At 43.6% G+C, this 25,378-nt stretch carries 16 protein-coding genes; 13 read left to right on the top strand and 3 right to left on the bottom strand.

Annotated features, from left to right (window positions below):
- Positions 1–221 precede the first annotated feature (221 nt).
- Complete coding sequence (locus tag ACFGVS_RS19385; protein WP_439695217.1) at positions 222–2,228, top strand: alpha-L-arabinofuranosidase C-terminal domain-containing protein; 2,007 nt, start codon at positions 222–224, stop codon at positions 2,226–2,228.
- Positions 2,229–2,314: 86 nt separating this feature from the next.
- Here ACFGVS_RS19385 and ACFGVS_RS19380 read toward each other — a convergent pair whose 3' ends face one another.
- Positions 2,315–2,476 carry a hypothetical protein gene (locus tag ACFGVS_RS19380; RefSeq protein WP_439695216.1) on the bottom strand — a complete coding sequence of 54 codons (162 nt, stop codon included), beginning with the start codon at positions 2,474–2,476 and terminating at the stop codon, positions 2,315–2,317.
- A 127-nt stretch (positions 2,477–2,603) separates the two neighbouring features.
- Between ACFGVS_RS19380 and ACFGVS_RS19375 the strand changes: the two genes are divergently transcribed.
- From ACFGVS_RS19375 to ACFGVS_RS19325, 11 genes are all read left to right on the top strand, one after another.
- Entirely contained in the window at positions 2,604–4,985 is a 2,382-nt protein-coding gene (locus ACFGVS_RS19375) for an alpha-L-rhamnosidase-related protein (RefSeq protein ID WP_439695215.1), read from the top strand.
- Between the two features lie 432 nt (positions 4,986–5,417).
- On the top strand, positions 5,418–6,173 hold the full coding sequence (locus tag ACFGVS_RS19370) for an ROK family protein (RefSeq protein WP_439695214.1): 756 nt from the start codon (positions 5,418–5,420) through the stop codon (positions 6,171–6,173).
- A 21-nt stretch (positions 6,174–6,194) separates the two neighbouring features.
- Positions 6,195–8,198: a transketolase gene (gene tkt, locus ACFGVS_RS19365; RefSeq protein WP_274210724.1), complete on the top strand. Its 2,004-nt coding sequence runs from the start codon at positions 6,195–6,197 to the stop codon at positions 8,196–8,198.
- A 110-nt stretch (positions 8,199–8,308) separates the two neighbouring features.
- The gene (rpiA, locus tag ACFGVS_RS19360; RefSeq protein WP_274210723.1) at positions 8,309–9,016 is read left to right on the top strand and encodes a ribose 5-phosphate isomerase A; all 708 of its coding nucleotides are present in this window, start codon (positions 8,309–8,311) and stop codon (positions 9,014–9,016) included.
- Between the two features lie 179 nt (positions 9,017–9,195).
- Positions 9,196–10,293, top strand: a complete 1,098-nt coding sequence (gene tal, locus ACFGVS_RS19355) for a transaldolase (RefSeq protein WP_439695213.1) — start codon at positions 9,196–9,198, stop codon at positions 10,291–10,293.
- Between the two features lie 8 nt (positions 10,294–10,301).
- Entirely contained in the window at positions 10,302–10,925 is a 624-nt protein-coding gene (locus ACFGVS_RS19350; RefSeq protein ID WP_274210721.1) for an HAD family hydrolase, read from the top strand.
- A gap of 1 nt (position 10,926) precedes the next feature.
- Positions 10,927–12,351: an NADP-dependent phosphogluconate dehydrogenase gene (gene gndA / locus ACFGVS_RS19345; protein ID WP_439695212.1), complete on the top strand. Its 1,425-nt coding sequence runs from the start codon at positions 10,927–10,929 to the stop codon at positions 12,349–12,351.
- Positions 12,352–12,377: 26 nt separating this feature from the next.
- Complete coding sequence (zwf, locus tag ACFGVS_RS19340) at positions 12,378–13,895, top strand: glucose-6-phosphate dehydrogenase (protein ID WP_439695211.1); 1,518 nt, start codon at positions 12,378–12,380, stop codon at positions 13,893–13,895.
- A gap of 113 nt (positions 13,896–14,008) precedes the next feature.
- On the top strand, positions 14,009–14,740 hold the full coding sequence (pgl, locus tag ACFGVS_RS19335) for a 6-phosphogluconolactonase (RefSeq protein ID WP_090651502.1): 732 nt from the start codon (positions 14,009–14,011) through the stop codon (positions 14,738–14,740).
- 573 nt (positions 14,741–15,313) lie between these two features.
- The gene (locus ACFGVS_RS19330; protein WP_439695210.1) at positions 15,314–18,547 is read left to right on the top strand and encodes a SusC/RagA family TonB-linked outer membrane protein; all 3,234 of its coding nucleotides are present in this window, start codon (positions 15,314–15,316) and stop codon (positions 18,545–18,547) included.
- A gap of 20 nt (positions 18,548–18,567) precedes the next feature.
- Positions 18,568–20,199, top strand: coding sequence for a RagB/SusD family nutrient uptake outer membrane protein (locus ACFGVS_RS19325; protein WP_274210717.1), 1,632 nt, complete (start codon positions 18,568–18,570; stop codon positions 20,197–20,199).
- Positions 20,200–20,287: 88 nt separating this feature from the next.
- Here the strand turns inward: ACFGVS_RS19325 and dapF are convergent, their stop codons facing one another.
- Entirely contained in the window at positions 20,288–21,073 is a 786-nt protein-coding gene (gene dapF / locus ACFGVS_RS19320; protein ID WP_274210716.1) for a diaminopimelate epimerase, read from the bottom strand.
- A 187-nt stretch (positions 21,074–21,260) separates the two neighbouring features.
- Between dapF and ACFGVS_RS19315 the strand changes: the two genes are divergently transcribed.
- Positions 21,261–22,805, top strand: coding sequence for a Do family serine endopeptidase (locus ACFGVS_RS19315; protein WP_090651505.1), 1,545 nt, complete (start codon positions 21,261–21,263; stop codon positions 22,803–22,805).
- Between the two features lie 446 nt (positions 22,806–23,251).
- On the opposite strand, the gene ACFGVS_RS19310 is transcribed toward ACFGVS_RS19315, so the two are convergent.
- Positions 23,252–25,162, bottom strand: coding sequence for a 7TM diverse intracellular signaling domain-containing protein (locus tag ACFGVS_RS19310; protein WP_439695209.1), 1,911 nt, complete (start codon positions 25,160–25,162; stop codon positions 23,252–23,254).
- Positions 25,163–25,378: the final 216 nt, after the last annotated feature.

The following is a 25,378-nucleotide window of genomic DNA, read 5'->3' as shown; positions in this document are numbered from 1 at the left end:
CCGGCATTTGGCAGGTATAGTTAGCTGTTCAACACGGCGAATGAAATAACATTTTTATAATTGTTTAAACAACAATCATAAAAGAGCGGGGAAGCGTTGCTGTTATTGTTGTGTTATATGGTAAAAAAGCAGCAAATTTTTATTTCTCCTAAAAAGATATATATTTGTTAATAATTGTTAAAAAAACAATTATTAATTATCAACCTCAAAAATTAAACCTGATGTTTTTTAAGCGTGTTTTGCCTGCAATATGCATGGCACTGTTGTTTGTTGCCCATATGGCCCACGGCCAGGGAGCCCCCGCATTGAGCGTAAAAAAAGCCCAAACCTTAGCTGCAAATGCGAAGCTTGGTAAGCCAATCAGCAAAGATCTTTTTGGCGTTTTTTTTGAAGACCTGAGCTACGCGGCCGATGGCGGACTTTACGCCGAATTGATACAGAACAGATCATTCGAGTACAGCGCCAGCGACAGGAAAACATGGAACCCCCTAACAGCCTGGGAGTACACCACCGAAGGATTTGGTTACGGCACAATATCTGTAGAAACAGCTAAACCCCTGCACTTCAATAATCCGCACTATGTGTTGCTAAATATCGATGACGCCGGCCAGCAAGGCGTTGGCATTACCAATGCCGGGTATGATGGTATCTGTATCAAAGCTGGCCAAAAATATGACTTCTCTGTATACGTAAGGCAAGTTTCGGCCAAACCTGTGGCCATGCAGGTGGATCTGCGCGGAGATAAGGGCGCTGTGTGCGGTACATTTTCATTCCAGACCCAGGCTGGGGCATGGAGAAAATACACGGGAACCATTACTGCCACAGCAAGCTCCGATACGGCGAGGCTTACGATACTTGCCAGGCAACGTTCGGTTTTAGCTATCGATGAAGTTTCTCTTTTTCCGCATAATACTTTTAAAAATGAAGCCAACGGGCTGCGGGCCGATCTTGCTCAGTCCATAGCCAATCTTCAGCCCAAGTTTCTCCGTTTTCCAGGTGGCTGCCTGGTACACGGCGATGGCATTAATAACATATACCGCTGGAAAAACACCATCGGCCCTGTTGAGCAACGGGTTCAACAGCGCAACATCTGGAATTACCATCAAAGTACCGGCCTGGGCTTTTATGAGTATTTTAGATTTTGCGAGGATATTGGCGCCAAACCGCTGCCGGTACTGGCGGCCGGGGTAAGCTGCCAAAATTCTGGCGGAACCTGGAAGATTGGCGGAACCGGCCAAAAAGGACTCTCCCTGGCCGCAATGAAAGGCTATATTCAGGATGTGTTGGACTTGATAGAATACGCCAACGGGCCAGTTACATCGGTTTGGGGCGCTAAACGGGCTGCAGCAGGCCATCCAAAACCTTTTGGCCTGCAATATGTGGGTATTGGTAATGAGGACAAGCAAACCAATGATTTCAGGGATCGCTTTAAAATGATATATGATGCCGTACGCGCAAAACATCCCGAAATTACTATCGTAGGCACAGTAGGCCCCGCGCCATCGGGTGAAGATTATGACCTTGGCTGGAAGTTTGCCGATCAGCTATCGGTACCTGTTGTTGACGAACATTTTTACGAAAAGCCCGAATGGTTCCTGAAAAACAATAGCCGGTATGACAGCTACCGCCGTCCAAAATCAAAGGTGTACATTGGTGAATATGCATCATGGGGCAACACCCTCATTAACGCGCTTTCGGAAGCCGCTTTTATGACCAGCCTTGAGCGTAACGGCGATATTGTGCAAATGGCGTCTTACGCGCCGCTGCTGGCCAATCTTAAGCATACCTCGTGGAATCCCAACCTCATCTACTTTGATAACAAAACCCTGGTGCCTACGGTAAATTACTATGTCCAGCAATTATTTGCGGTTAACCAGGGCGATGTATACATTCCCGGTATTATATCACTTAACCGGCCCGGCGCCCGTGCCGACTCGACCCTGGCTGCATCATGCGTGCAAAACAGCGAAACCGGCGATGTTATTTTAAAAATCGTGAACGCCGGTCCACAGGCTGCAACTGCCATGGCAAAGCTTTCGGGCCTGGGTATGATGGCTGCTAACGCCAAAATTGATGTACTGCAAGGCCAGCCTTCTGATAAAAACACCATCGATCAGCAAAAAAACATCATTCCCTCCCACGCCGAAATCAGCGTAGCACAACTGAGCGGTTACGTAGTGCCGCCTTATTCATTAAGTGTTATACGCATCAGTTTAAAAGGGAATTAATATAATGCTTTTACCTTCAGGGCAGCCCCCTGCACCAATAAGTTCTTTTTCGCGGCCGCAAGCCTCCGGGCTTGTGTGCCTGCGGGTTAAGCAAGCGCCCATTTTTTGCCCTGCACAGCCGCAATTTTATTTTCAATGGCTTCGTTTACGGCTATGCCGGTTTTAAAGTTTTGGAAACCTTTCGCCAGATTAAGGTGTGATTGGTCCGCGACAGATGCAAATATCGCGACTAAAATAAAGACAGGCACTTTATTTTATTTAAAAATCACCGTATCCGGTGAGGTAACAAAATGATAATTCTCAACAGATCTCTAATCATTTTTAATTGTAATTTAGCACTTAAGCACTTGCTAACCACATTATAACCCATCTTCTATGAAAGTTGTATATAAAGCCGCGTTATCGCTGTTTTTTATTTTCACTGTTCTTGCCGGCCATGCGCAGGCCATTAACCCGGCACTGTTAAAAAGTCAATGGAAAGCGGCCTGGATCACTGTGCCCGGCGAATCGCTGCGGGATTATGGGGTTTACTATTTCCGCAAAAATATCAACATCAAAGATAAACCGGCCACATTTAATGTGCATGTATCTGCCGATAACCGTTATAAACTGTACATAAACCAAACACTGGTATCATTAGGCCCGGCCCGCGGCGACACGTATTACTGGAATTATGAAACTGTAGACCTGGCGCCATATCTTAAAGCGGGCGATAATGTTATTGCTGCCGTGGTTTGGAACGACGGTGACTATCGCCCCGAAGCGCAGATCTCTATCCAGGCGGGATTTATCATGCAGGGCGATGCCGAGGCGGAAGCGATAATTAATACTGATAAAAGCTGGAAAGGCATCAGCGATAAAGGATACAAACCCATTGTTGGTGTTGGATATGGTACTTATTACGTAGCAGGCCCGGGCGAGCGGGTAGATATGAACGCCGGTATCGCCAACTGGAATGCCGAAAAGACGGATGTGAGCGGCTGGAAAAATGCCGTTAAGATAGAAGGTGGTAAACCCAAAGGTACCCCGAATGCTTTTGGCTGGATGCTGGTACCTTCGTCTATTCCGCCGGTGGAGTTAACTTACCAACGCATCCCGGTATTACGCAAGGCCGAAGGGATAACCGTACCTAAAAGCTTCCCGGCAACTAAAACAGCTATAACCATTCCTGCAAATACCACCGTTACCTTTTTGCTCGATCAAACTTTTTTAACCAATGCTTTTGTATCGCTCAATTTTAGCCTTGGTAAAAATGCCGGTATCAGCCTAAGTTATGCCGAAACATTATTTACCAAACTGCACGGACCCGGGGGGCTTGAAAAAGGCAACCGCGATGATGTGGAGGGTAAAATATTTTCGGGCCGCCGGGATAGCATCGTGTCTGATGGCAGCGCGGGTCAGTCGTTTAATACGCTTAGTTTTCGCACGTTCAGGTATATCGAATTAAAGATAACAACCGCCGCACAGCCTTTACAGGTTGACGACATCTACGGCACCTTTACCGGCTATCCTTTTAAACTAAACGCAAAGCTTGAAGGTACTGGCGAAATGAAAAAAATGCTGGACATTGGCTGGCGCACGGCGCGGCTTTGCGCAGGTGAAACTTATTACGACTGCCCGTATTACGAGCAGCTGCAATATGTGGGCGATAGCCGCATCCAGGCCCTGGTATCGTACTACAACAGCGGCGATGACCGCCTGGTGCGTAATGCCATTAACCTGATGGACCACTCGCGCATTGCCGAAGGGGTTACCTTAAGCCGGCACCCTTCATTTTCGCCACAAATTATCTCCACATTTTCTTTATGGTACATCGGTATGCTGCATGATTATTGGATGTACCGGCCCGATAGCGCTTTTGTGCAAAGCAAATTACAGGGCGTAGAGGATATATTAGCATTTTTTAGGAAATATCAGCAGCCTGGCGGCTCGTTAAAAAACACCCCGTACTGGAACTTTGCCGATTGGGTTGCCGATAAAGGCTGGGACTTTGGCGCCGCCCCCAAAAGCGTAAACGGCTCCTCGGCTTTGTTAGATCTGCAATTGATGTGGGCTTACCAGCAAGCCTCGCAAATGGAGGCCAAATTTGGCATACCCATCATTTCGCAATATTATCATGATATGGCCAATTTATTAAAAGCCACCATCCAACAAAAATATTGGGTAGCCAGCAGGCAATTATACTCCGATGTGGAAGATCAGCAATTGTTTTCCCAGCATACCAATTCACTTGCAATTTTAACAGGTATGGTAACCGGCAATGAAGCATCTGCCCTTGGCAAAAAGCTAATGACCGATACTACGCTTACCCAATGCACCATCTACTTTAAATATTACCTGCACCAGGCGCTAATTAAAAGCGGCTATGGCAATGATTATTTAAAATGGCTTGATATATGGCGAAAGAACATCGCAATGGGACTTACCACCTGGGCGGAAATATCGGACCTGCGACATAACCGGTCCGACTGCCACGCCTGGGGCGCCAGCCCCAATATTGAATTTTACCGTACCGTTTTAGGCATTGATAGTTATGCGCCCGGTTTTAGCAAAATAAAAATTGAACCGCACTTAGGCGATCTAAAAATAATAGGCGGAGAAATCCCTCACCCTAACGGCAAAATCGCGGTAAAATATGAGCTAAAAAAAGGAAAATGGGATATAGAGGTCGTATTGCCGCCAAACACAACGGGCGTTTTTGTCTGGAAAGGGCAAAATCACCTTATTAATTCAGGAAAAAACAAGATAATTGTATAAAATTGATCGAAAAACATGATTAATATCATATTTTCTTAGGAAAATAGTAATAAATATAGCACTTTTGCATCGTTTTTGCTGCTTTGGAGTAAAAAACGTTAGGTTTCTGTTTGAAAAGTAAAAAGCAATACTAACTTTACTTTTATAATGTTTATTAGTTATTGTATTAGTTACACTTGCGTTAATTACACATTTAACAATCAATTATTATTAAAAATGTGATATTTACGCGCTAAGTTGTTAAATTGACGGTTAGCCTTGAGTCGAAATTTGTAAGTAAAGAAACAAGCAAACTTTGAGTTGGGCATTCCGCTAAATACTTCCGGCTTAACGCTTGGTAGCTAAATTCAATAAAGATGGGCCATCATTAAATGCGATATTAATTTTACAGCCAATGATGGCATCATCAAAACTTAAAAACAAACAACACCGATGAAAAACACTCCATCCCAGTTAAAAATTCTTTCAATCGATATTGGGGGCTCACATATTAAAGCCACAATTTTAAACATCAAGGGCGAACTTAAAATGGATTACGATAAGATAGCTACGCCGGCGCCGGCCAGCCCCGAAAACGTGATTAAGGCTGTCCAGACACTGGTAAAAAAATTCCCTGGTTATGATAGAATTTCGGTGGGCTTTCCTGGTTATGTAAAAAACGGTGTTGTTAAAACAGCGCCTAATTTAAGCACTAAACTCTGGGCAGATTTTGACCTGGCCAAAAAGCTAACCGATGTATTAGGCAAACCTACGCAGGTAGTAAATGATGCCGACATGCAGGGTTTGGGCGTGGTTAAAGGCAAAGGCCTTGAAATGGTAATTACCCTGGGCACAGGTTTTGGGACCGCTTTGCTAATGGATGGTCACCTGCTGCCCCATTTTGAACTGGCACACCTGCCCATTAAAACCGGCAAAACTTATGACCAATATATTGGCGAAAAAGCGCTTGAAAAATTTGGCAAAGAAAGATGGAACAAGCGCATACAAAAGGTTTTTGAGATTTTAAAAACCGTATTCAATTACGATACTTTATATATAGGTGGCGGCAACTCGGACGAGTTAACGTTTAAACTGGATAAAAACATGAAAATTGTAACCAATGCCGATGGCATTAAAGGCGGGGCGCGGTTATGGTTAAATGACGACGACAGTAAAACCAAACGCGCTATAGCAACCCCAACAACATAACATACAATACCCAAAAAGATAATGGAAAACACACAGGACATAGAAAAATTAGCAATAGATACCGTACGGATCTTATCGGCAGATGCAGTGCAAAAAGCAAACTCGGGCCACCCGGGCACAGCCATGGCACTTGCACCTATGGGCCACGTTTTATGGTCGCAATTTTTAAACTACAACCCTAAAAACCCGGATTGGGCAAACCGCGATAGGTTTATCCTGTCATGCGGTCATGCATGTATGTTGCAGTACAGCTTTTTGTACTTAACAGGGTATGATTTAAGTCTAGATGATATCAAAAACTTTCGCCAGCTGAATAGCAAAACTGCCGGTCACCCGGAGTACGGACTGGCTCCTGGTATTGATGTTACTACCGGCCCGCTTGGCCAGGGTTTTGCAAACGGTGTTGGCTTTGCCATTGCGCAAAAACACCTGGCAGCACGCTACAACAAACCAGGTTACGACCTTTTTAACTACCACGTTTACGCTATAGTAAGCGATGGCGATATGATGGAAGGCGTAACTTCTGAAGCCGCTTCATTGGCCGGCCACCTGGAGTTAGGCAACATTATTTATTTATATGATGATAACCACATTTCGATAGAGGGTGCTACCGATATTACTTTTAACGAAGATGTAAGTGCACGTTTCCGTTCATACGGCTGGCATGTACAGGATTTGCCGGACGTTAACGATACCCACGCATTAGAGCTTGCTTTAGTTAATGCTAAAGCCGAAGCGCAAAAACCATCCTTGATCCGTGTGCGTTCATTAATCGCTTATGGCAGCCCTAATAAATCGGGTACTGCAGGTTCGCACGGTGCACCGCTTGGTGCCGATGAAATTAAACTGGTTAAGGAGTTTTTTGGCTTCGATCCGGATAAATCATTTAACGTGCCCGATGATGTGTTGAAATATTACCATGATAAAGGAGCACGCGGTGGTGCATCCGAAGAAAAATGGAACAAGCTATTTGCCGATTATAAAAAAGAATATCCAGAATTAGCCGCCGAATATGAAACCGCGTTTAAGGGTGATTTGCCCGAAGGCTGGCTTGATAAACTGCCGGTATTTAAAGGATCTGATCCTAAAATGGCTACCCGCCAGGCATCTGGTAAAGTATTAAACGCCATTGCGGCAAGCCTGCCTAACTTAATAGGCGGCGCGGCAGATTTGGCCCCATCAACAGAAACCAACCTGAAGGGTTTTGATTCGTTCACATCCGAAAACAGGAGCGGCCGTAACTTCCACTTTGGTATTCGCGAGCATGCCATGGGTTCGGCATTAAATGGTATGGCTTTAACCAAAGGTGTACTGCCTTTTGGCGCAACCTTTTTGATGTTCTCTGAATATATGCGCCCGCCAATCCGTTTGGCTGCCATTATGAAAGTGAGCCCGATATTTGTTTACACCCACGATAGTATAGGCTTAGGCGAGGATGGCACAACCCACCAGCCGGTTGAACAATTGGCCTCCCTGCGCTCTATTCCCAACGTAACCACCATCCGCCCGGCCGATGCCAACGAAAGCGCGCATGCATGGCGTGTAGCTATCCAGAAAAAAGATGGCCCTACTATATTGGTATTTACCCGCCAGGGCTTACCTATCCTCGATCAGGATAAATACGGTAAGGCAGAAAACCTGGAAAAAGGCGCTTACATCCTATCCGAAGCCAGCAAAAATCCCGACCTGATATTAATTGCAACAGGATCGGAAGTTGCCTTGATTATGGATGCGCAGGTAAAACTGGAAGCAGAAGGCATATCAACCCGCGTGGTAAGTATGCCATCATGGGAATTATTTGAAAAACAGGATGCAGCTTACAAAGAGTTGGTATTCCCTAAAGCGTACCGCAAACGTTTGGCTGTTGAAATGGCATCGCCAATGGGCTGGCACAAATATACCACCGACGAAGGCGATATGCTGGGCATGACCACCTTTGGCGAATCGGCCCCGGCCGATGACCTGTACAAGCATTTTGGCTTTACAGTTGATAACGTGATTAAGAGAGCGAAAGCTTTGTTATAGTAGCAAGTAGTTAGTATCAAGTATCAAGATTTTTTTTGCCGCTTGATACTAACTGTCGTTTCTACCTGAAGCGGTCTTGATACTTGATACTAAATACTTGATACTCAAAAATGAATTGGGATAGTAGTTTAATTAAAAACCTTGCGTGGTCGTCAGAGATCATTAATGCCGCGGGCAAGCAAAAGGTAGCGCAACAAATTGCCGCTAAGGTAAAGGATGGCGATGTACTGGGCGTTGGTTCGGGTTCTACGGTGTACATGGCTTTGTTGGCTATTGCAGATAGGATCAAGGCCGAGAAGTTAAACGTTTTAGCTATCCCTACATCGCTGGAGATCTCGATGTTTTGTACCAAATTGGGTATCCCGCTTACTACTTTGTTTGAGCACAAACCCGACTGGCTGTTTGACGGCGCTGATGAGGTTGACCCGAACAACAGCCTGATTAAAGGCCGCGGCGGGGCGATGTTTAAAGAGAAACTGCTGATAGCATCCAGTGCCGTTAACTATATTATTGTAGATGACTCCAAAATAGTGGATAAGATTGGTACCAACTTCCCTATCCCTATCGAGGTATTTCCGCAGGCTTTGCTGCATGTGGAAGCGGAACTGGAAAAACTGGGAGCCAACAGCATAGTGATCAGGCCGGCTAAAGGTAAGGATGGTCCAATTATATCCGAAAACAATAACATGGTTTTGGATTGCCGCTTTGATGAAGTACCGTTAAGCCTCGAAAAGGATATAAAAGGGATTACCGGCGTTATCGAGAGCGGATTATTTATGGGGTACAACCTGGAAATTTTGGTAGCATCCAATAATTAACATTGTTACGCTGGTGTAACCGAATGATGATATTTAGCTTACAATAAATAGAATATTAACAAAGAACTTTACAAAACGGATCAAACGAATACATTTGCAGGAAATATCTATTAAGTTCATAGGCATTCGCAAATTCAAAATTCAATCCAATAAAAATATAATATTAAAAACCGACCAATATGGCAACCAACAATGTAAAACAGATACATGATTTCGGACAGAGTATCTGGCTTGATTTCATCGATCGCGAAATCATCGCATCCGGAAAACTGCAAAAATTAATTGACGAAGATGGCGTAAGAGGCGTTACCTCAAACCCGGCTATTTTTGAAAAAGCAATAACCGGCAGTTCTGATTATGATAATGATATCAGGGAGCTTTCGGCAAACACCGAAGATAACGAAGAGATATTTTTTGGTTTGGCCATAAGCGATATTCAGCAAGCTACTGCCCTGTTTAAAGGCGTGTATGACGAATCGAACAAAGTTGACGGATATGTTAGCCTGGAAGTTTCTCCGTTTTTAGCTTTAGATACCGAAGGTACAGCAAAACAGGCCGAAGAACTTTGGAATAAAGTTGACCGCGAAAACGTAATGATCAAAATCCCTGGTACTAAACCGGGTTTGGCGGCTATTCAGCAATCTATTGCAAAAGGTATCAACATTAACGTTACCCTGCTTTTTGGCTTGGAGCGTTACGAAGAAGTAACCGAGGCTTATATTTCTGGTTTAGAGGAGCATTTAGCTGCCGGCCATAAAATTGCGCACATATCATCAGTTGCCAGCTTCTTTTTAAGCCGCATTGATGTTATTGTTGATCCGCTGTTGGAAGCAAAAGGCGCTAAAGACCTGCAAGGTGAAGTTGCTATCGCATCGGCTAAAAAAGCATACGAAATTTACAAAAGGGTGTTCAGCACCGAAAGATGGCAAAAACTGGCCGCACAAGGCGCACAGCCACAGCGTTTACTTTGGGCAAGCACAGGCAGCAAAAACCCTGCTTTTAAAGATACCAAATACGTTGAGGCTTTAATTGGCCCTGATACTGTCGATACTGTTCCTTTAGAAACTGTTGAAGCTTTCCGCGATCATGGTATTGCCGCCAACACGCTTGAAGCTGGTTTAGATGAGGCAACCGCCACTTTGGCCAAATTGAAAGATTTAGGTATCGATCTTGACGCCATCACCCAGCAATTGGAAGACGAAGGCATCGAAAAATTCAATAAACCATTCGAGAAACTGTTAAAAGCTATCGAAGATCAAAAAAGTAAAGTAGCCTAAACGGCTTTATGGAAACCGCAAACGTAAAGATCCTTTTTTTCGACGTAGGAGGTATTTTATTGTCGAACGGATGGGGGCATGAGGCACGCGAGGAAGCCGCTAAAAGGTTTAACCTTGATTATGCCGAAGTAAACGCCCTGCACAATTTTATATTCAATGTATATGAAATTGGCAGCATCACTTTAGATGAGTACCTGGATACGGTAATATTTAACCATCCCCGCGATTTCGTAAGGGAAGATTTTAAGGATTTTATTTATTCTACCTCCTATGAGCTGCCGGGTATGCTGGCCTGGCTTAAAGAGTGGAAAAAAGATTGCGGTTTCCGTATTATATCCCTTAATAACGAGGGTAAAGAGTTAAATGATTACCGCGTGCGTAAGTTTAAACTACATGATGCATTCGATGCGTTTGTATCATCGTGCGAGGTAAAAATGCGCAAGCCCGATCCGGGCATATGGCAGCTGGCCATGGGTATTGCCCAGGCATCGCCGCAGCAATGTGTATACTTTGACGACAGGATGATGTTTGTTACCACAGCCCAAAAATTGGGCATCCGCTCGTTTCAGCATACCAGTTTCGAGACCACCAAAAAAATATTAGAAGACCTTAAAAAAGAAAACCTCAAATAACATGAGCGCAACAACAGATAAATATGCTTTTGGCATGATAGGCTTAGGCGTTATGGGCCGCAGCTTACTACTTAACATGGCCGATCATGGCTTTGCAGTAGCCGGGCATGATAAGGACGCCGCAAAGGTATCATCATTAAATGATGAGGCCGGCGATAGGGCCGCAAAAGGCTTTGGCGATGTAAAAGAATTTATTCAAAGCCTTACCACACCACGTGCCATTATGATGCTGGTACCCGCCGGCAAAATTGTAGACGCCGTAATTGAGGAACTTACTCCGCTATTGGAGAAAGGCGATATTTTAATTGATGGCGGTAACTCGCACTTTACCGATACCAACCGCCGTGTTGAGCAACTGGAAGCTATTGGCCTGCACTTTTTTGGTATGGGTGTATCTGGCGGCGAAGAAGGCGCCCGCCGTGGCCCAAGCATGATGCCGGGTGGCGATAAAGATGCATACGCGGTAATGAAACCGATATTTGAAGCCATTGCCGCTAAGGTTGATGGCGCACCATGCGTAACCTACATTGGTCCCGGTGCATCCGGCCACTTTGTTAAAATGGTGCATAATGGTATCGAGTACGGTATTATGCAGGTAATTGCCGAAACATATGAGATATTAAGAAAAGGCTTAAAGCTGGATAATGATTCGATCCAAAAAATATTTGCCGAATGGAATGCCGGCCGCTTACAATCATTCCTGTTAGATATTACCAAGGATATTTTTGCCTATAAAGTTCCGGGAACAGATCACCTGTTACTGGATGATATTAAAGATGAGGCAAAAGCCAAAGGGACCGGTAAATGGACATCGCAAGTGGCTATGGATTTGGTTACCCCTATCCCAACCATCGATACTTCGGTATCTATGCGCGATTTATCTAAATACAAACAACTGCGCGAAAAAGCCTCAACCCTTTACGGATCTGAAGTTGAATTGGCAGGAGATAAAGGCGAGCTGCTGGTTGCATTGGAGCAGGCTTTTTACTTCACATCTATCATTACTTACGCGCAGGGCATGCACCTGTTATCAAAAGCATCTGAAGAGTATAAGTACGATCTTCACCTTGGCGAGATTGCCAAGATTTGGAGAGGCGGTTGTATTATCCGTTCAGAATTTTTAAATGATATTTTTAACGCTTACAGTAAAGATGCACAATTGCCACACCTGTTATTGGATAGCGATATTCAAAAACTGGTTACTGCAACACTGCCAGGCATCCGTAAAATTCTTGCCGGTACTATTGCCGCTGGAGTTGCCGCACCGGGATATGCATCAGCTTTAAGCTATTTTGATGCTTTCCGCAGCGAAAAAATGCCATCGAACCTTACCCAGGCACAGCGCGATTATTTTGGAGCGCATACCTACGAGTTGATAGGCAAAGAAGGAACCTTCCATACACAGTGGACTAAAGCCGAAGACTAAACATAAACTATTAAAAGCTGATCACAATGAGCGCAAGCGTAAAATCAGACCCTACCATATTCATCATTTTTGGTGGCACGGGCGATTTAAATTCCCGCAAAATTGCCCCGGCACTCTATAACCTGTTTTTAGATGGGTGGATGCCGAAGCAATTTTCAATTATTGGTACCGGTCGTACAAAATTAACCGACGAACAGTTCAGGGAAAACCTGCATAACGATATCAACCAGTTTTCGCGCAGCGGCAAAGCCGACGAAGCAAAATGGGCCGAGTTTGTAAAAAACATTTATTACCAGGTATCTGATGCAACCGACTTTGAAACCTATAAAGAATTTGGCAAACGCATTGAAAAACACAATGCCGAATGGAAAGCAAAAGCTAACGTATTGTTTTACCTGGCAGTAGCGCCAAACTTTTTCCCAATCATTGCATCCAACATATCAAAAGCCAAATTGGCCGAAGATAAAAAACGGGTGCGTATCATTATCGAGAAACCATTTGGCCACGATTTGGAAACAGCCAAAGAGCTGAATGCGTTATTGAAGAGCATTTTTGACGAGTGCCAGATCTATCGTATTGACCACTACCTGGGTAAAGAAACCGTTCAGAATATCATGGCGTTCCGCTTTGCCAACTCCATTATGGAACCGCTGTGGAACCGTAATTATATTGAGCACGTACAGATTTCGGTTACCGAGCAACTGGGTGTTGAAGAGCGCGGCGATTACTACGATGGTTCTGGTGCCATGAGAGACATGATTCAAAACCACCTGCTGCAATTGCTTTGCCACATAGCCATGGAACCCCCTGTAAGCTTTAGCGCCGATGAGGTACGCGACCGCAAGGTTGATGTATTAAAGGCCATGCGTAAGTTTACGCCCGAGGATGTACGTAATTCGGCCGTTAGGGGCCAATACGGCAGCGGATGGATGAAAGGTAAAGAAGTAGCCGGCTACCGCGAGGAACCTAAGGTTAACCCCGAATCAAACACAGAAACTTTTGCAGCTATCAAATTCTTTATAGACAACTGGCGCTGGCAGGGGGTTCCATTCTATTTGCGTACAGGTAAAAGAATGCACCAGTCATCATCGGTTATTACTATCCAGTTTAAAGATGTTCCGCATTTAATATTCCCTACCGAAGCAGCCGAAAGCTGGCAGCAAAACAGACTCATCATCAGCATTCAGCCCGAGATGAGTATCCGGTTGCAGGTACAGGCCAAGCGCCCGGGAATTGACATGGTGTTGAATGTGGTTGATATGGTGTTTGATTATAAAGGCACCTATACCAACCAGGCACCCGAAGCTTATGAAACCCTGATACTGGATACCATGATGGGCGATCAAACCCTGTTTATGCGTGGCGACCAGGTAGAAGAGGCATGGGCACTGGTTATGCCGATACTAAGCACCTGGCAACATAAAAAGAGCCTGAACTTCCCTAACTATTCTGCCGACTCATGGGGGCCCGAAGCCGCCGAAGCATTAATTGCACGCGATGGCTTTAATTGGTTCACTTTACCGGTAAATGGGAAGAAAAATTAATTAAGTCTGAAGTCTTTAGCCGGAAGTCTAAAGTCATAAGTCAAGTAGATCTTTTATCTCGGGCTTGCGACTTCGGACTTCGGACTTTAGACTTCCGGCTAAAGACTTAGCATATGAATTTAAATATCTTTAATACAGCTGATGAAGTGCTGATGGCGCTGGCAGATTATTTTGTTAAAATAGCCGATGCATCCATCTCCGCGAGGGGTAAATTTACCGTAGCGCTTTCGGGAGGCAGCTCGCCTAAAAAATTATATGAGCTGCTTGCTTCAACCAGTTATGCCGACCAGGTTGACTGGGCAAAAGTTTATTTCTTTTTTGGTGATGAGCGCAATGTGCCCCAAACCCATAAGGATAGTAACTACCTGATGGCCAAAACTGCCCTGTTTGATCCTTTGCTGATAAGCCCGGCCAACATATTTGCGGTTGATACCACATTTGAACCCGCCGACGCCGCTGCAAGGTATTGGGACATGATAGCAACATTTTTTGATGAAGACGAGCTGAGCTTCGACCTGGTGCTTTTAGGCTTAGGCGATAACTCGCATACTGCATCGCTATTTCCGCATACCCCGGTATTGCACGATACTACACCTGGTGTAAAAGAAGTATGGCTGGAAGACCAGCAGGTTTGGCGCATCACGCTGAATGCTCCGTTGATTAATGATGCGCGTTACATAGCGTTCCTGGTTTATGGCGAGGGCAAAGCAATTGCCGTACACCATGTATTGGAAGATGACGAAGATATTGAAGAATACCCGGCCCAGCTGATAGATTCGATAGTTGGCGAAACGGAGTGGTTCTTAGATGAACCCGCCGCCGCAAACCTGCAGGAACTGGAGTAAATAGAATTTTTTCGATCAGAATTAAAAAGGCCGATAGATTAACCATCTACCGGCCTTTATTTTTGCTTTGATATTTGCGGCGAAACGAATGTTTTAGGCCGGGGAATGGTGTGCGATCTTAGTGTATACGCAAAGTGTCAAATAAAAACACAAATCAAATAAATAAGAGCCTGAAATTCGTTTTTATTTATTGTTTTATTAAAAATTACGAATAAAATGCCTTAATAATTAAGAATATTCAAATTTTATCGAAAATTTATTGTATTTTTTACCATAATTGGCGAAATGAATAGAAACACGAAGTTGTTTTTGTCAAAATTTGTTTGATGAATTAACTTTTGAATAACAAAAGTTTAATAAAAGATGCTTTTTGTGTGCATTATACACTTTGTTGGTGTCTGTTTATTGCATTTATTCAAATTAAGTCGCCAAAAAAATATAAATCACATAATATAGGCCCCTGATTTAGCCGCTATTTTACTTCATTGCTAAAAATCAACTCCTCATTTGTAATGCAAATGTTACAAGCTATCTTGTTATTTAACAACTATTAACTATTTAACTGATTAAAGTATGAAAAAAAGTTTTCTCAAAAACTTGATGGGGATACTATTGGCATTATTTTGCCAATATGCGTACGCCCAAAACCGAACCATTACCGGTACTGTTACAAGCAAGGATGATGGCTTACCTGTTCCCGGTGTAAGTGTTACCGTAAAAGGTACACACATCGGAACCCAAACGTCCGCTTCCGGTAAATTTTCAATCAACGTGCCTCCGTCGGGTACCACACTGGTTTTTACCTTTATTGGGTTTGCGAAAACCGAAATGCCAATTGGTAGCACCGGGGTTGTAAATGTAGCTTTAGCTAACGATTTTAAGCAACTGAGCGAGGTTGTTGTAACAGGATCGGGTGTGGCTACCAGTAAGGCTAAATTAGGCATCTCCGTTGAAGCTGTTGCAGGCAAAAGCCTTTCATCTTCTCCGCAAGCTTCTATTGACCAGGGTCTGATAGGTCAGGTTGCCGGTGCCCAAATTTCATCTGTCGACGGTACCCCCGGGGCAAAAACCAACATTGTACTAAGAGGTATAAACACCGTTCAGGGTAGTACATCGCCCATGATTTTGGTGGATGGTATCGAATCGCGGTCAACTGATATTAGTCAGCTTGATCCTGCTACAGTTGACCACATTGAGATTGTACAAGGTGCTGCCGCTTCAACTATATATGGTGCACAGGGTGCAAATGGGGTTATACAGGTTTTCACTAAAAAAGGTAAATTAGGTAAGGCCCGGATAGATATCACATCAAGCGTAAGTGCGGGTGACTATTTGAATATAGGGGATGTACACCAGGCAAAACTGAGCAGCTTTAAAGTTGATGCCAGTGGTGTATTTATTGATGCATCAGGCAACCCGGTAGTAAGGAATCAGGATGGAAGATACCTGGGCATTCAATGGGCATACGGTGCCGATCCGTCAAACGGCCATCCTACGGCGATGTCAAACCCGTTAAATATTGCGCATCAGCAATACGGTACCAACTTAAAATATTATGACCACCTGGCACAATTATTTAAAACAGCGTATACAACTAATAATAGCGCAGCAATTTCGGGTGCCAATGATAATTCTGATTATAATTTAACCATATCTAATAACCATCAGCAAAGTAATATCAGGAACAACGGTTATAACGACAGGACAAACTTAACCGCGAATATTGGCGCTGAATTATTCAAAGGATTTACAATCCGGTCGATAACGCAACTTATTTATACCAAAAACACACTTAATCCAAATTACGGTATTGGTAATGCCGGCGGGATATTTGATGTTTTAAATGCGTCGCCGTATTACGATTTTAATCAAAAAAATGCCGATGGCAGTTATCCATTATCGTTAAACTCGGGTACAGTCAGCGTAAATGGCTCTAACCCCAATTATTATACCCAATGGGCAAACCGGGTGTCAAACCGGGAAGATATATTGCAAAATATACAGGCCGACTACAAAATCAATAAGTTCATAACATTAAACGCCAAATACGGGATCAATTATCAACATACCGAACAAAATACTATTTACAAAAATCAGTCGGGTACGCTTACCGCTATCGATCTTGGCTCGTACTATGGCGCCTATGCCGCTAACCCTAAAGGCGAGTTAGACAAAAATACCAGCAGCACTACGTTCCAAAACTTTAATGCTTCGGCAATTATTAAAACCGACTTTGAAAAAGATTTTCATATCAATTTGCCCATTACAACAAGCACGTTGGTAGGTTACGATTATAGAAAAAATGTTGATAAACAATACAATACCTATGGATTGGAGTTGCCGGAATACGCTATTTATAATTTTAACCAAACAGCAACACAGGCAGTGGCTTATGATTACACCACTCCATTTATTACCTACGGTTTTTATGTAAACCAGAAAATTGACTTCGGCGATTATGGCGGCGTAGCCGGCGGGTTCAGAAGCGATTATTCATCGGCGTTTGGTGGCGGTTCAAAGCCGTTTACTTTCCCGAATGCAAACGGTTATATCAGGCCGTCGTCGTTTGATTTCTGGAAAAACTCAGCTTTGGGCAACGTAATCCCTGAATTTAAGTTAAGGGGCGGTTACGGCGAGGCTGGTACTCAACCAATGCCTTTTGACAGATATCCTACTATCAACCCCGGAAACCTTGGTTCGGCCCTTACATTTAACTTGCCAACTTCACTTGCTAACCCGAACTTAAAAGTAGAGGTTTCAAAAGAATATGAAATTGGTACCGATATAGCTATAAAAGGAGCATCGGGCAATTGGTTTAGCGAAATCAATGTTAGTGGTACCTATTGGAACCGTAAGTCAGATAACGTTATTTACAATATCAATACAGCTCCATCAACGGGCGGCAATCAAATAAAAACCAATGCAATAGGCCTTTCTTCTCACGGTATTCAGGCTTCATTAAATATTGGCATACTGAAAACCAGGGATTTTAACTGGAATTTCACAACCAATTTTAGTAAGGCAACAACAATGATAACCAGCACCAGTGGCGCACCAATCATCCTGAATACAGCAGCGGGTAGCACCTTTTTAACTTTGACTGCCGGTCAAAAGATTGGTCAGATCTTTGGCAATAAAGCACTAACAAGCCTGAGCGAGACAAACAGCGCGGGCGTGCCATACATACTCCCTGCCGATTACAGTAAATATACAATTGTTGATGGTCGGGTTGTTAATATAGCTACAAAGGGGATTCAATTTGCAAGCGAGGCTTCTTCCTTCGGCGATCCAAACCCTAAGTTCAACGCGGCGTTTATAAACAACTTTACCTATAAATCACTTTCATTTGGTTTCCAGTTTGACTGGGTTTACGGCAGCCACCTTTATAACCAAACCAGGGAATGGCAATACCGGGATGGCATAAGCGGCGATTATGACAAAGCTGTTAATATAGCTGGCACATCCGCCGCATACACTGCTTACTACAGAAGCGCTTATGCAGATATTATTGGGGGGGTAAATGGTGCAAGAAACGGCACTAAGGATTATTTTTACGAAGGGGCCTCTTTTTTACGATTGAGAAACGTCTATCTGGGATATGATTTCTCTCGCCTTATAAGTAAAAAGGTATTCAAAAGGGCAGTTTTAACATTTACAGGCCGCAACTTGCTAACCTTTACCAAGTATGCCGGGTTTGATCCGGAAATCAGCTCCGGCACATCTAATTCTCCGTTTGATAGAGGGGTAGATCATGATTCTACACCTAACAGCAAATCATACCAGGTAGGTTTAAATCTTGGGTTTTAATTGACTTTAAATAAAATAAAATGAAAAAATATAAATATATTATAACATCAGTACTCTTAGCTGGTTTTGCTGTGTCGTCCTGCAAAAAGGAATTAGACGTAAAAAACCCTAATTCGCCTACGCTTGAACAGGCAAAAACAGAATCGGGCTTAACCTCGCTTGCGGCTGGAAGCGTGTACATTAATGGTTTTGTAAATGGTGACGGATGGTTAGGAGATAGCTTTTTCTCCCTATGCTATGGATATCATGAATTATTGGCTGATGATGTATCGGCACAGGCTGCAAATCAAAACGTTAACCTTGTTAATGTGCCCGATTATGCGATACTTGATGATGGAACAAAAGTAGTAAACACCCAGCCCCAGATAGCAAACTTAAGGCTTAATAACACCCGTGATAAGCAAAGCCAGAATATGTTCTACTATGAATGGCAAAGCATGTATGGGTTAAATAATGCATGTAATCAAATTCTTGCTTTGGCAGGTTCGGTAAGTTTATCAGGCGATGCGGCAACAAAGCTGGCCACTTACAAAGCCTGGGCTTACTGGTGGAAAGGCTATGCTTACGCAAGGCTGGGTTCGGTTTACTATGCAGGTCTTATTAACAATGAAGTAAGTGCAACAAATGCCATTTATGTTAACAGCGCCGCCTTATTAGCAGAATCAAACAAAAACCTGGCGCAGGCAGCTTCTATTTTGAATGGAATAACCGCTACCGATACCTACACCGCTTTAATGGGAAAGTTGATCCCTTCATTTTTCCAGGTAGGCAATGGCAAAGTGCCTACCCCGGCCATGTTTGTACATAGCATAAATACACTAATGGCGCGTAACCTGTTGGCTAACACCAGTACATCTGCCATGACAGCCGCCAATTGGCAAACTATCCTGACATTAACCGCTGCTGGCATTCAGTCCACCGATAATGTTTTTGCGGGATTTTCAACAGAGAATAACTACGTATTTTCACCAGGCGGAGGATCAGTGGCTGTTAATACTGCTGGTGACGAAACTGCAAGCAGTTTTACAATAAGCGAAAGGCTGATACAGGATATTAAACCGAAGGATAAACGTTTAGCTCAAAATTTTTTACAAGTTACGCCATTCTACAATCAGGTTGGCGGGTTTACTTTTAGCACAAGATGGAAGCTATATGATGCGAAAATTGACGCTGTCCCGGATAGTGGCGCTATCCAGCTTGCCAATAAAACAGCTGGTAAGCAAGAAGTTTATATAGGTGCAAGCTACGAAGAAAATGAGTTGATGAAAGCAGAAGCGCTGATCAATACCGGTCAGATTGATCTTGGGTTAGCAAGTATAGACAAGGTAAGAACTTACCAGGGAGCCGGCCTTGCAAAGGTCTCAGGTACCGGGTTGACTTTGGCTGCCGCGAAAGAAGAGCTGCGCAAAGAAAGACGCATTGCCTTATTGTTCAGAGGAACAGCATTTTACGATGCCAGGAGATGGGGCGTAATTTATGATATATCAAAAGGCGGAGGCCGCACTAATGCGGTTATACTATCGCCCAATGGTGTATTAAGCACGCATGCAACTATCAACTATAATTTCCTTGATTATTGGGATGTGCCGGCAGATGAGGTGGTGCTAAACCCGCCTGGTGCAGGAAGCGCACCTGTTAAAAACCCGAATTGATTTGTATCGTTCTTTATATAATATCAGTTAATACTGTTAAGGCCGCGCAACAAATGTGCGGCCTTTTATATTTAAAAAAAGTAAATAATTATATCTCCACTACGCCATCAAACACCTGCACAGCGGGGCCTTCTAAAAATATATCGGTAAAAACTTTGCCGTCGTAATTAAAACGGATGTTAAGGTTGCCGCCCAATACTTTTATAGGCGTATCAATGTGCCCGGTTTGCTGGTTGTGGCTGGCCATGGCAAGCGCTACAGCTGTAACTCCCGTTCCGCAGGCAAAGGTTTCATCCTCTACACCCCGCTCAAAAGTGCGCACAAAGTATCCATCATCGGTTGGTTCAACAAAATTTACATTGATGCCTTTTTCGCGGTAGGTGGCGTTGTTGCGAATGGCTTTGCCTTCATGGAAAACGTCGCGGTGGGCCAGGTCGTCAACCAATTTAACGTAATGTGGCGATCCGGTGTTGAGCACGTAGGCATCCAGGTCGGTTTTCAATTCCTTTACGTCTATCATTTGCAGGCTTACCCAGTTGCCTTCAGCTGAAATTTTGGCATGGTGCGGTCCGTCAACAGCCAAAAATTCAGTTTCGGCGTCAATCACACCCAAAAATTTTGCAAAGGCTACAATACACCTGCCGCCGTTGCCGCACATGCTGCTGGGCTGGCCGTCGGCATTATAATAAACCATCTCAAAATCAAAGCCCTCCTTGTTTTGCAAAAACATCATACCATCGCCGCCGATGCCAAAACGGCGGTCGCAAAGGCTGGCAATCAGCTTCGGATTGTTATGATCTACTATATTTTCGCGGTTATCCACCAGTATAAAATCGTTACCGGCCCCCTGGTATTTATAAAATCGTAACTTCACAATAATGTCATTTAGTATCAACTACTTAACCCAAACAATTCTTTAACAACAATGGTTACAGTTTAAGTAAAATCATTTTAACAAATTTTAACAAAAAACCTGATAACTTATCGTTGCTTATGTAGTCTATATGGTATTAAATTTGATTTGTTAATTATAAACAAAATAAAGAAAGGCAAATATAAAGATGAAAAAGATTGGTTTAACATTATTAACCGCTTTTGTTGGAGGAGCCATGGCTTTAGGCACTTACAAGGTTATCGAAAACAAATATTCTGACAACCTAAGCTTCGAAGACAAACAAAAAGTTTATTTTACCAGTAACCCATCGGCACCGGTGGTATCCTCAACCGGCTCGCTTGATTTTACCGAGGCTGCTGCTGCTGTAACGCCTGCGGTGGTTTACATTCGTACTACCTATAGCAGCCAATCGGGTAGTAGCGGGCAAGACCAGTTTGAGCAGATGTTTGGCGACATGTTTGGCCAGCGCATACGCCCGCAGGGGCCGCAAATGGCATCAGGGTCGGGCGTAATCATCTCTAATGACGGGTACATTGTAACCAATAACCATGTGGTTGAAAAAGCCGATAAAATTACCGTAGCTACCAACGACCACCGTACCTTCCAGGCTAAGGTGATTGGTACCGACCCAAGCACCGACCTTGCCCTGATCAAAATCAGCGCTACCGACCTGCCTATTGTAAAATTAGGCAACTCAGACGATGCACGCGTAGGCGAATGGGTGCTGGCAGTAGGTAACCCTTTTAACCTTAATTCAACCGTTACAGCTGGTATCATCAGCGCCAAAGGCCGCAACATAGGCATTATTGGCAGCGAAGACAATCAGGACGAGAGCAACCCGTTTGGCCGTACCCGTAACCAGCAAACCACACCAAAATTAAACAAGGCGATTGAATCGTTTATCCAAACAGATGCTGCCATTAATCCAGGTAACAGCGGCGGAGCCCTTGTAAACACAAAAGGCGAGCTGATAGGCATTAACGCCGCGATAGCATCGCATACCGGCTCATATGAAGGCTACGGCTTTGCTATCCCGGTTAACCTGGCCAAAAAAGTACTGAACGATATTAAAAAATATGGCACTGTAAAACGTGGCTTTGTTGGTGTAAGCTTTACCGAACTTAACCCTGATGTAGCACAAAAATTAAACATCAACAATACAACCGGCTTATATGTTAACGACCTGGTTGAGGGCGGTGGCGCGCAAGCAGCCGGTATCCAGAAGGGCGATATCATTGAAAAAGTAGAGGGCGTGCCTGTTTATGAATCGTCTGATTTACAGGAGCACGTAGGCCGCTTACAGCCCGGCGACAAAGTAAACATGACCGTGCTGCGCGATGGTAAAGAGAAAACCTTTGCAGTAACGCTTAAAGCAGACGCCAATCCTACTGGTACCAAAACTGCAGCGGTATCAAAATCGGCCGAGGAGTTGTTTAACAAGCTTGGAGCAAGCTTTCAGCCATTAAGCCCGGCTCAAAAGGCAAAATTCCATGTAAACTCTGGTGTTATGGTAACCCAGGTTCGGGAAGGCAGGGTGTTTGATAGCTTCGAAATTCCAGTGGGCTCAATCATCACCAGTATCAATAAATCGCCGATAAACAGCGTAGCCGATATTGATAAGGTGATCACCAATTTGCGCAATGGTAACCTGGTAATTTCGGGCTACTATCCGGATGGCACAAACTTTAACAACATGTTCCAGGTACAGTAAGCAGATGTGCAGATATGCAAATTTCAGATGTGCAGATGAACTAATAAATACAAAGCCGGCTTAAGCCGGCTTTGTATTTATAGGAGATTTAGCTGTGATGACCTGTTATTTAATATAGCGAAAGGAATAAGCCAATGAGGTATAAGACTATATAAGCATCAAGCGATACCGGGTGTTTTATAGTCTGATCCTGATTAAGAGATCCAGATCGCTTTGGTATTGTTTTGACCAACAACAGGCACAAAGTATAAATACGCTAAATTGCGCAAAACGCCACTTTAATGTTAACCATGTAATATTATAAATTGCTTATTGCCAGGTATTTATAAATTGCATATCTGAAATCTGTTAAGTTATGTTAACCCAATTTAGATGCGTTTGCCCTGAACCGGATCTAATCGCTTTTCAGCTTTCCGCCTTTTGCTTTCCGCTTTAAGCTTTCCAAACTAATCTACCGAGTTATCAATCACCAACTTACTCCAGCCCTTTGAGCCGGCGTTTTTAATCTCTTTTTTCTGAGCCTCCATGGCCTTTTTAATACGGGTGCTGTATGCCCAGCAGGTACTTTGACGGATAGATAGTATTTCTGATAATTTATGTGACGAAATTTTTCCTTTTGTGGAGTACATCAAAAAAATCATGTAAAAAGCTTTATTGATGGGAATGCGGGTATTTTGTAAAATGGTATAAGCAATCACCGATTCTTCGTAACCGCATTTGGAACAACGGCGGCTGTACGGCAGGTGCCCGCCCCCGTAATGTGTACTATTACACTTGCGGCAGGCATAACCATTTTCCCACTTCAAATTACTCAGGAATTTAAAACAGGTTTCCCTGTCGGGGTAAATCCTGCTAAACTCCTCAAAATCAACTTCTGCCGACATCACCCTGTCGTGAGTCACCTTTTCAATATCGTTATGCAACGTAACATTGTCTTTCTCAAGCAGCACGTTCATGCGCGAAATTTCTTCGGCTTGCTGCTGCAGCAATTCGTTTACAGATAGTAGCTCCTCGTTCTGGTCGGCTATCATGGATGATTTTTCAACCAATTCCCTGGTGCGTTCCTGTACTTGTTCTTCCAGGCGTTTGTTTAGCACATCTTTTAGCTCCTCGTTCTGCTTCATCTGCTTAATGATAGCCACCTGGGCATCGTCTTTTTCTTTTTTCAGGATGCGTACCTTGTCGCCAATAGCAAAGGAGATGAATAGCATTTCGGTAATAAAGCAAACGCTAAGGCTGTAATAATCAAACTCGGTAACAGGCAGCCACCACATGTTTAGGGCAATACAGCTTTTGATGATAAAACCCGTGAGTAAAAACAAATACCCGATAACAAAAAAACGGGCCGGTTTGTACCCTTTTGCCCAGGTATAACAGCCAGCGTAAAATGCCAGGAGTAACGGTATAAACTCGATGATCTTGTAATTGAACCAGCTATTGTTTATGGTGATACACGCCACAAAAAACAGGCAACGCAGTGCAATAACCCAGCTGGTAGCTTTATATAAACGCGGCGCGTTCACTTTTAAATTGAGCAGGCTTTGCGTAAACAACACGGCAAATATACTGGCGGCAAACAGGGCTATGCCATAAGCATATTGATTCCAGCCCGGGTTATTTGGCCACATGTACTGGTAGGCAATTCCATCGGCGCACATTTCATAAAGGCCAATGCTAATGTTGTAGGCAATGTAATATAAGTATTGCACCTTGCGCATGGCAATAAACATCATGAGGTTATACAGGCCGAAAACCAGGATCATCCCATAAAAAACACCGAAAAAGAAATATTCATCCAGTGCATAACTGATAAACCAGCTCACGGTGCGCAACACCATAATTACGTTAACCGAATGGTGCGACCGGATACGGATGTAATAAATCGCGTCGCCCGTTCCGGGGTTATTTAAATTAAGGCTAAAGTTTTTATGGTGATAAAACCGTTCTGAAAACGGGCGGCTGCTCCCCAAAAGTATGGGTGTATATTTATTTGCGGCTATCGGCGAATAAACGGTAATACTATCAATCGTTTGATCAAAAAACTCCAGCAGCCAACTATTTTTGGTAGCAGGGTTACCGCCAATTTTGATGCGGTACCAATAGGTAGAATTTACGTTCCTGGTAACAGGTGTTGGCTCGGGATTTACTTTAAAACGGCTATCAAAAGCTGGCAGGCCATCGCCGGTAAACTGCAGGCGGCCGATGGTATCTTCAAAATAATAAACCTGTTTGTATTCAAATATATGCTGCTTAACATGGTCATCCAGCCGGACAATATTTTGGGCGGAAGCGGGGGTAATAATGTAAAAAAACGATAGTAAAACGGCGGGAAAGTATCTCGTTAAAAGTTTACACATACGCAGGTAAAAGGGGTAATTATCTTTCGTACCCGCAGCTTGGTTTTGCGGGCACGAAAGCTGTTTAATTTGGTTAGCGTCAGGCCGGGTACAATGATAATATATTTCTTTTTATAATCCTATTAAAGGTGTATAATACAGTTATTTAATATGATTTTTATTAGGCTTAAATGTCTTTTTAAGCTATCTTTTTGTTTTTTTTTATAAAGTAAACAA

The organism is Mucilaginibacter sediminis, from assembly GCF_051903035.1.
Lineage (GTDB): Bacteria > Bacteroidota > Bacteroidia > Sphingobacteriales > Sphingobacteriaceae > Mucilaginibacter.
This window is presented reverse-complemented; position numbering and strand designations above follow the sequence as displayed.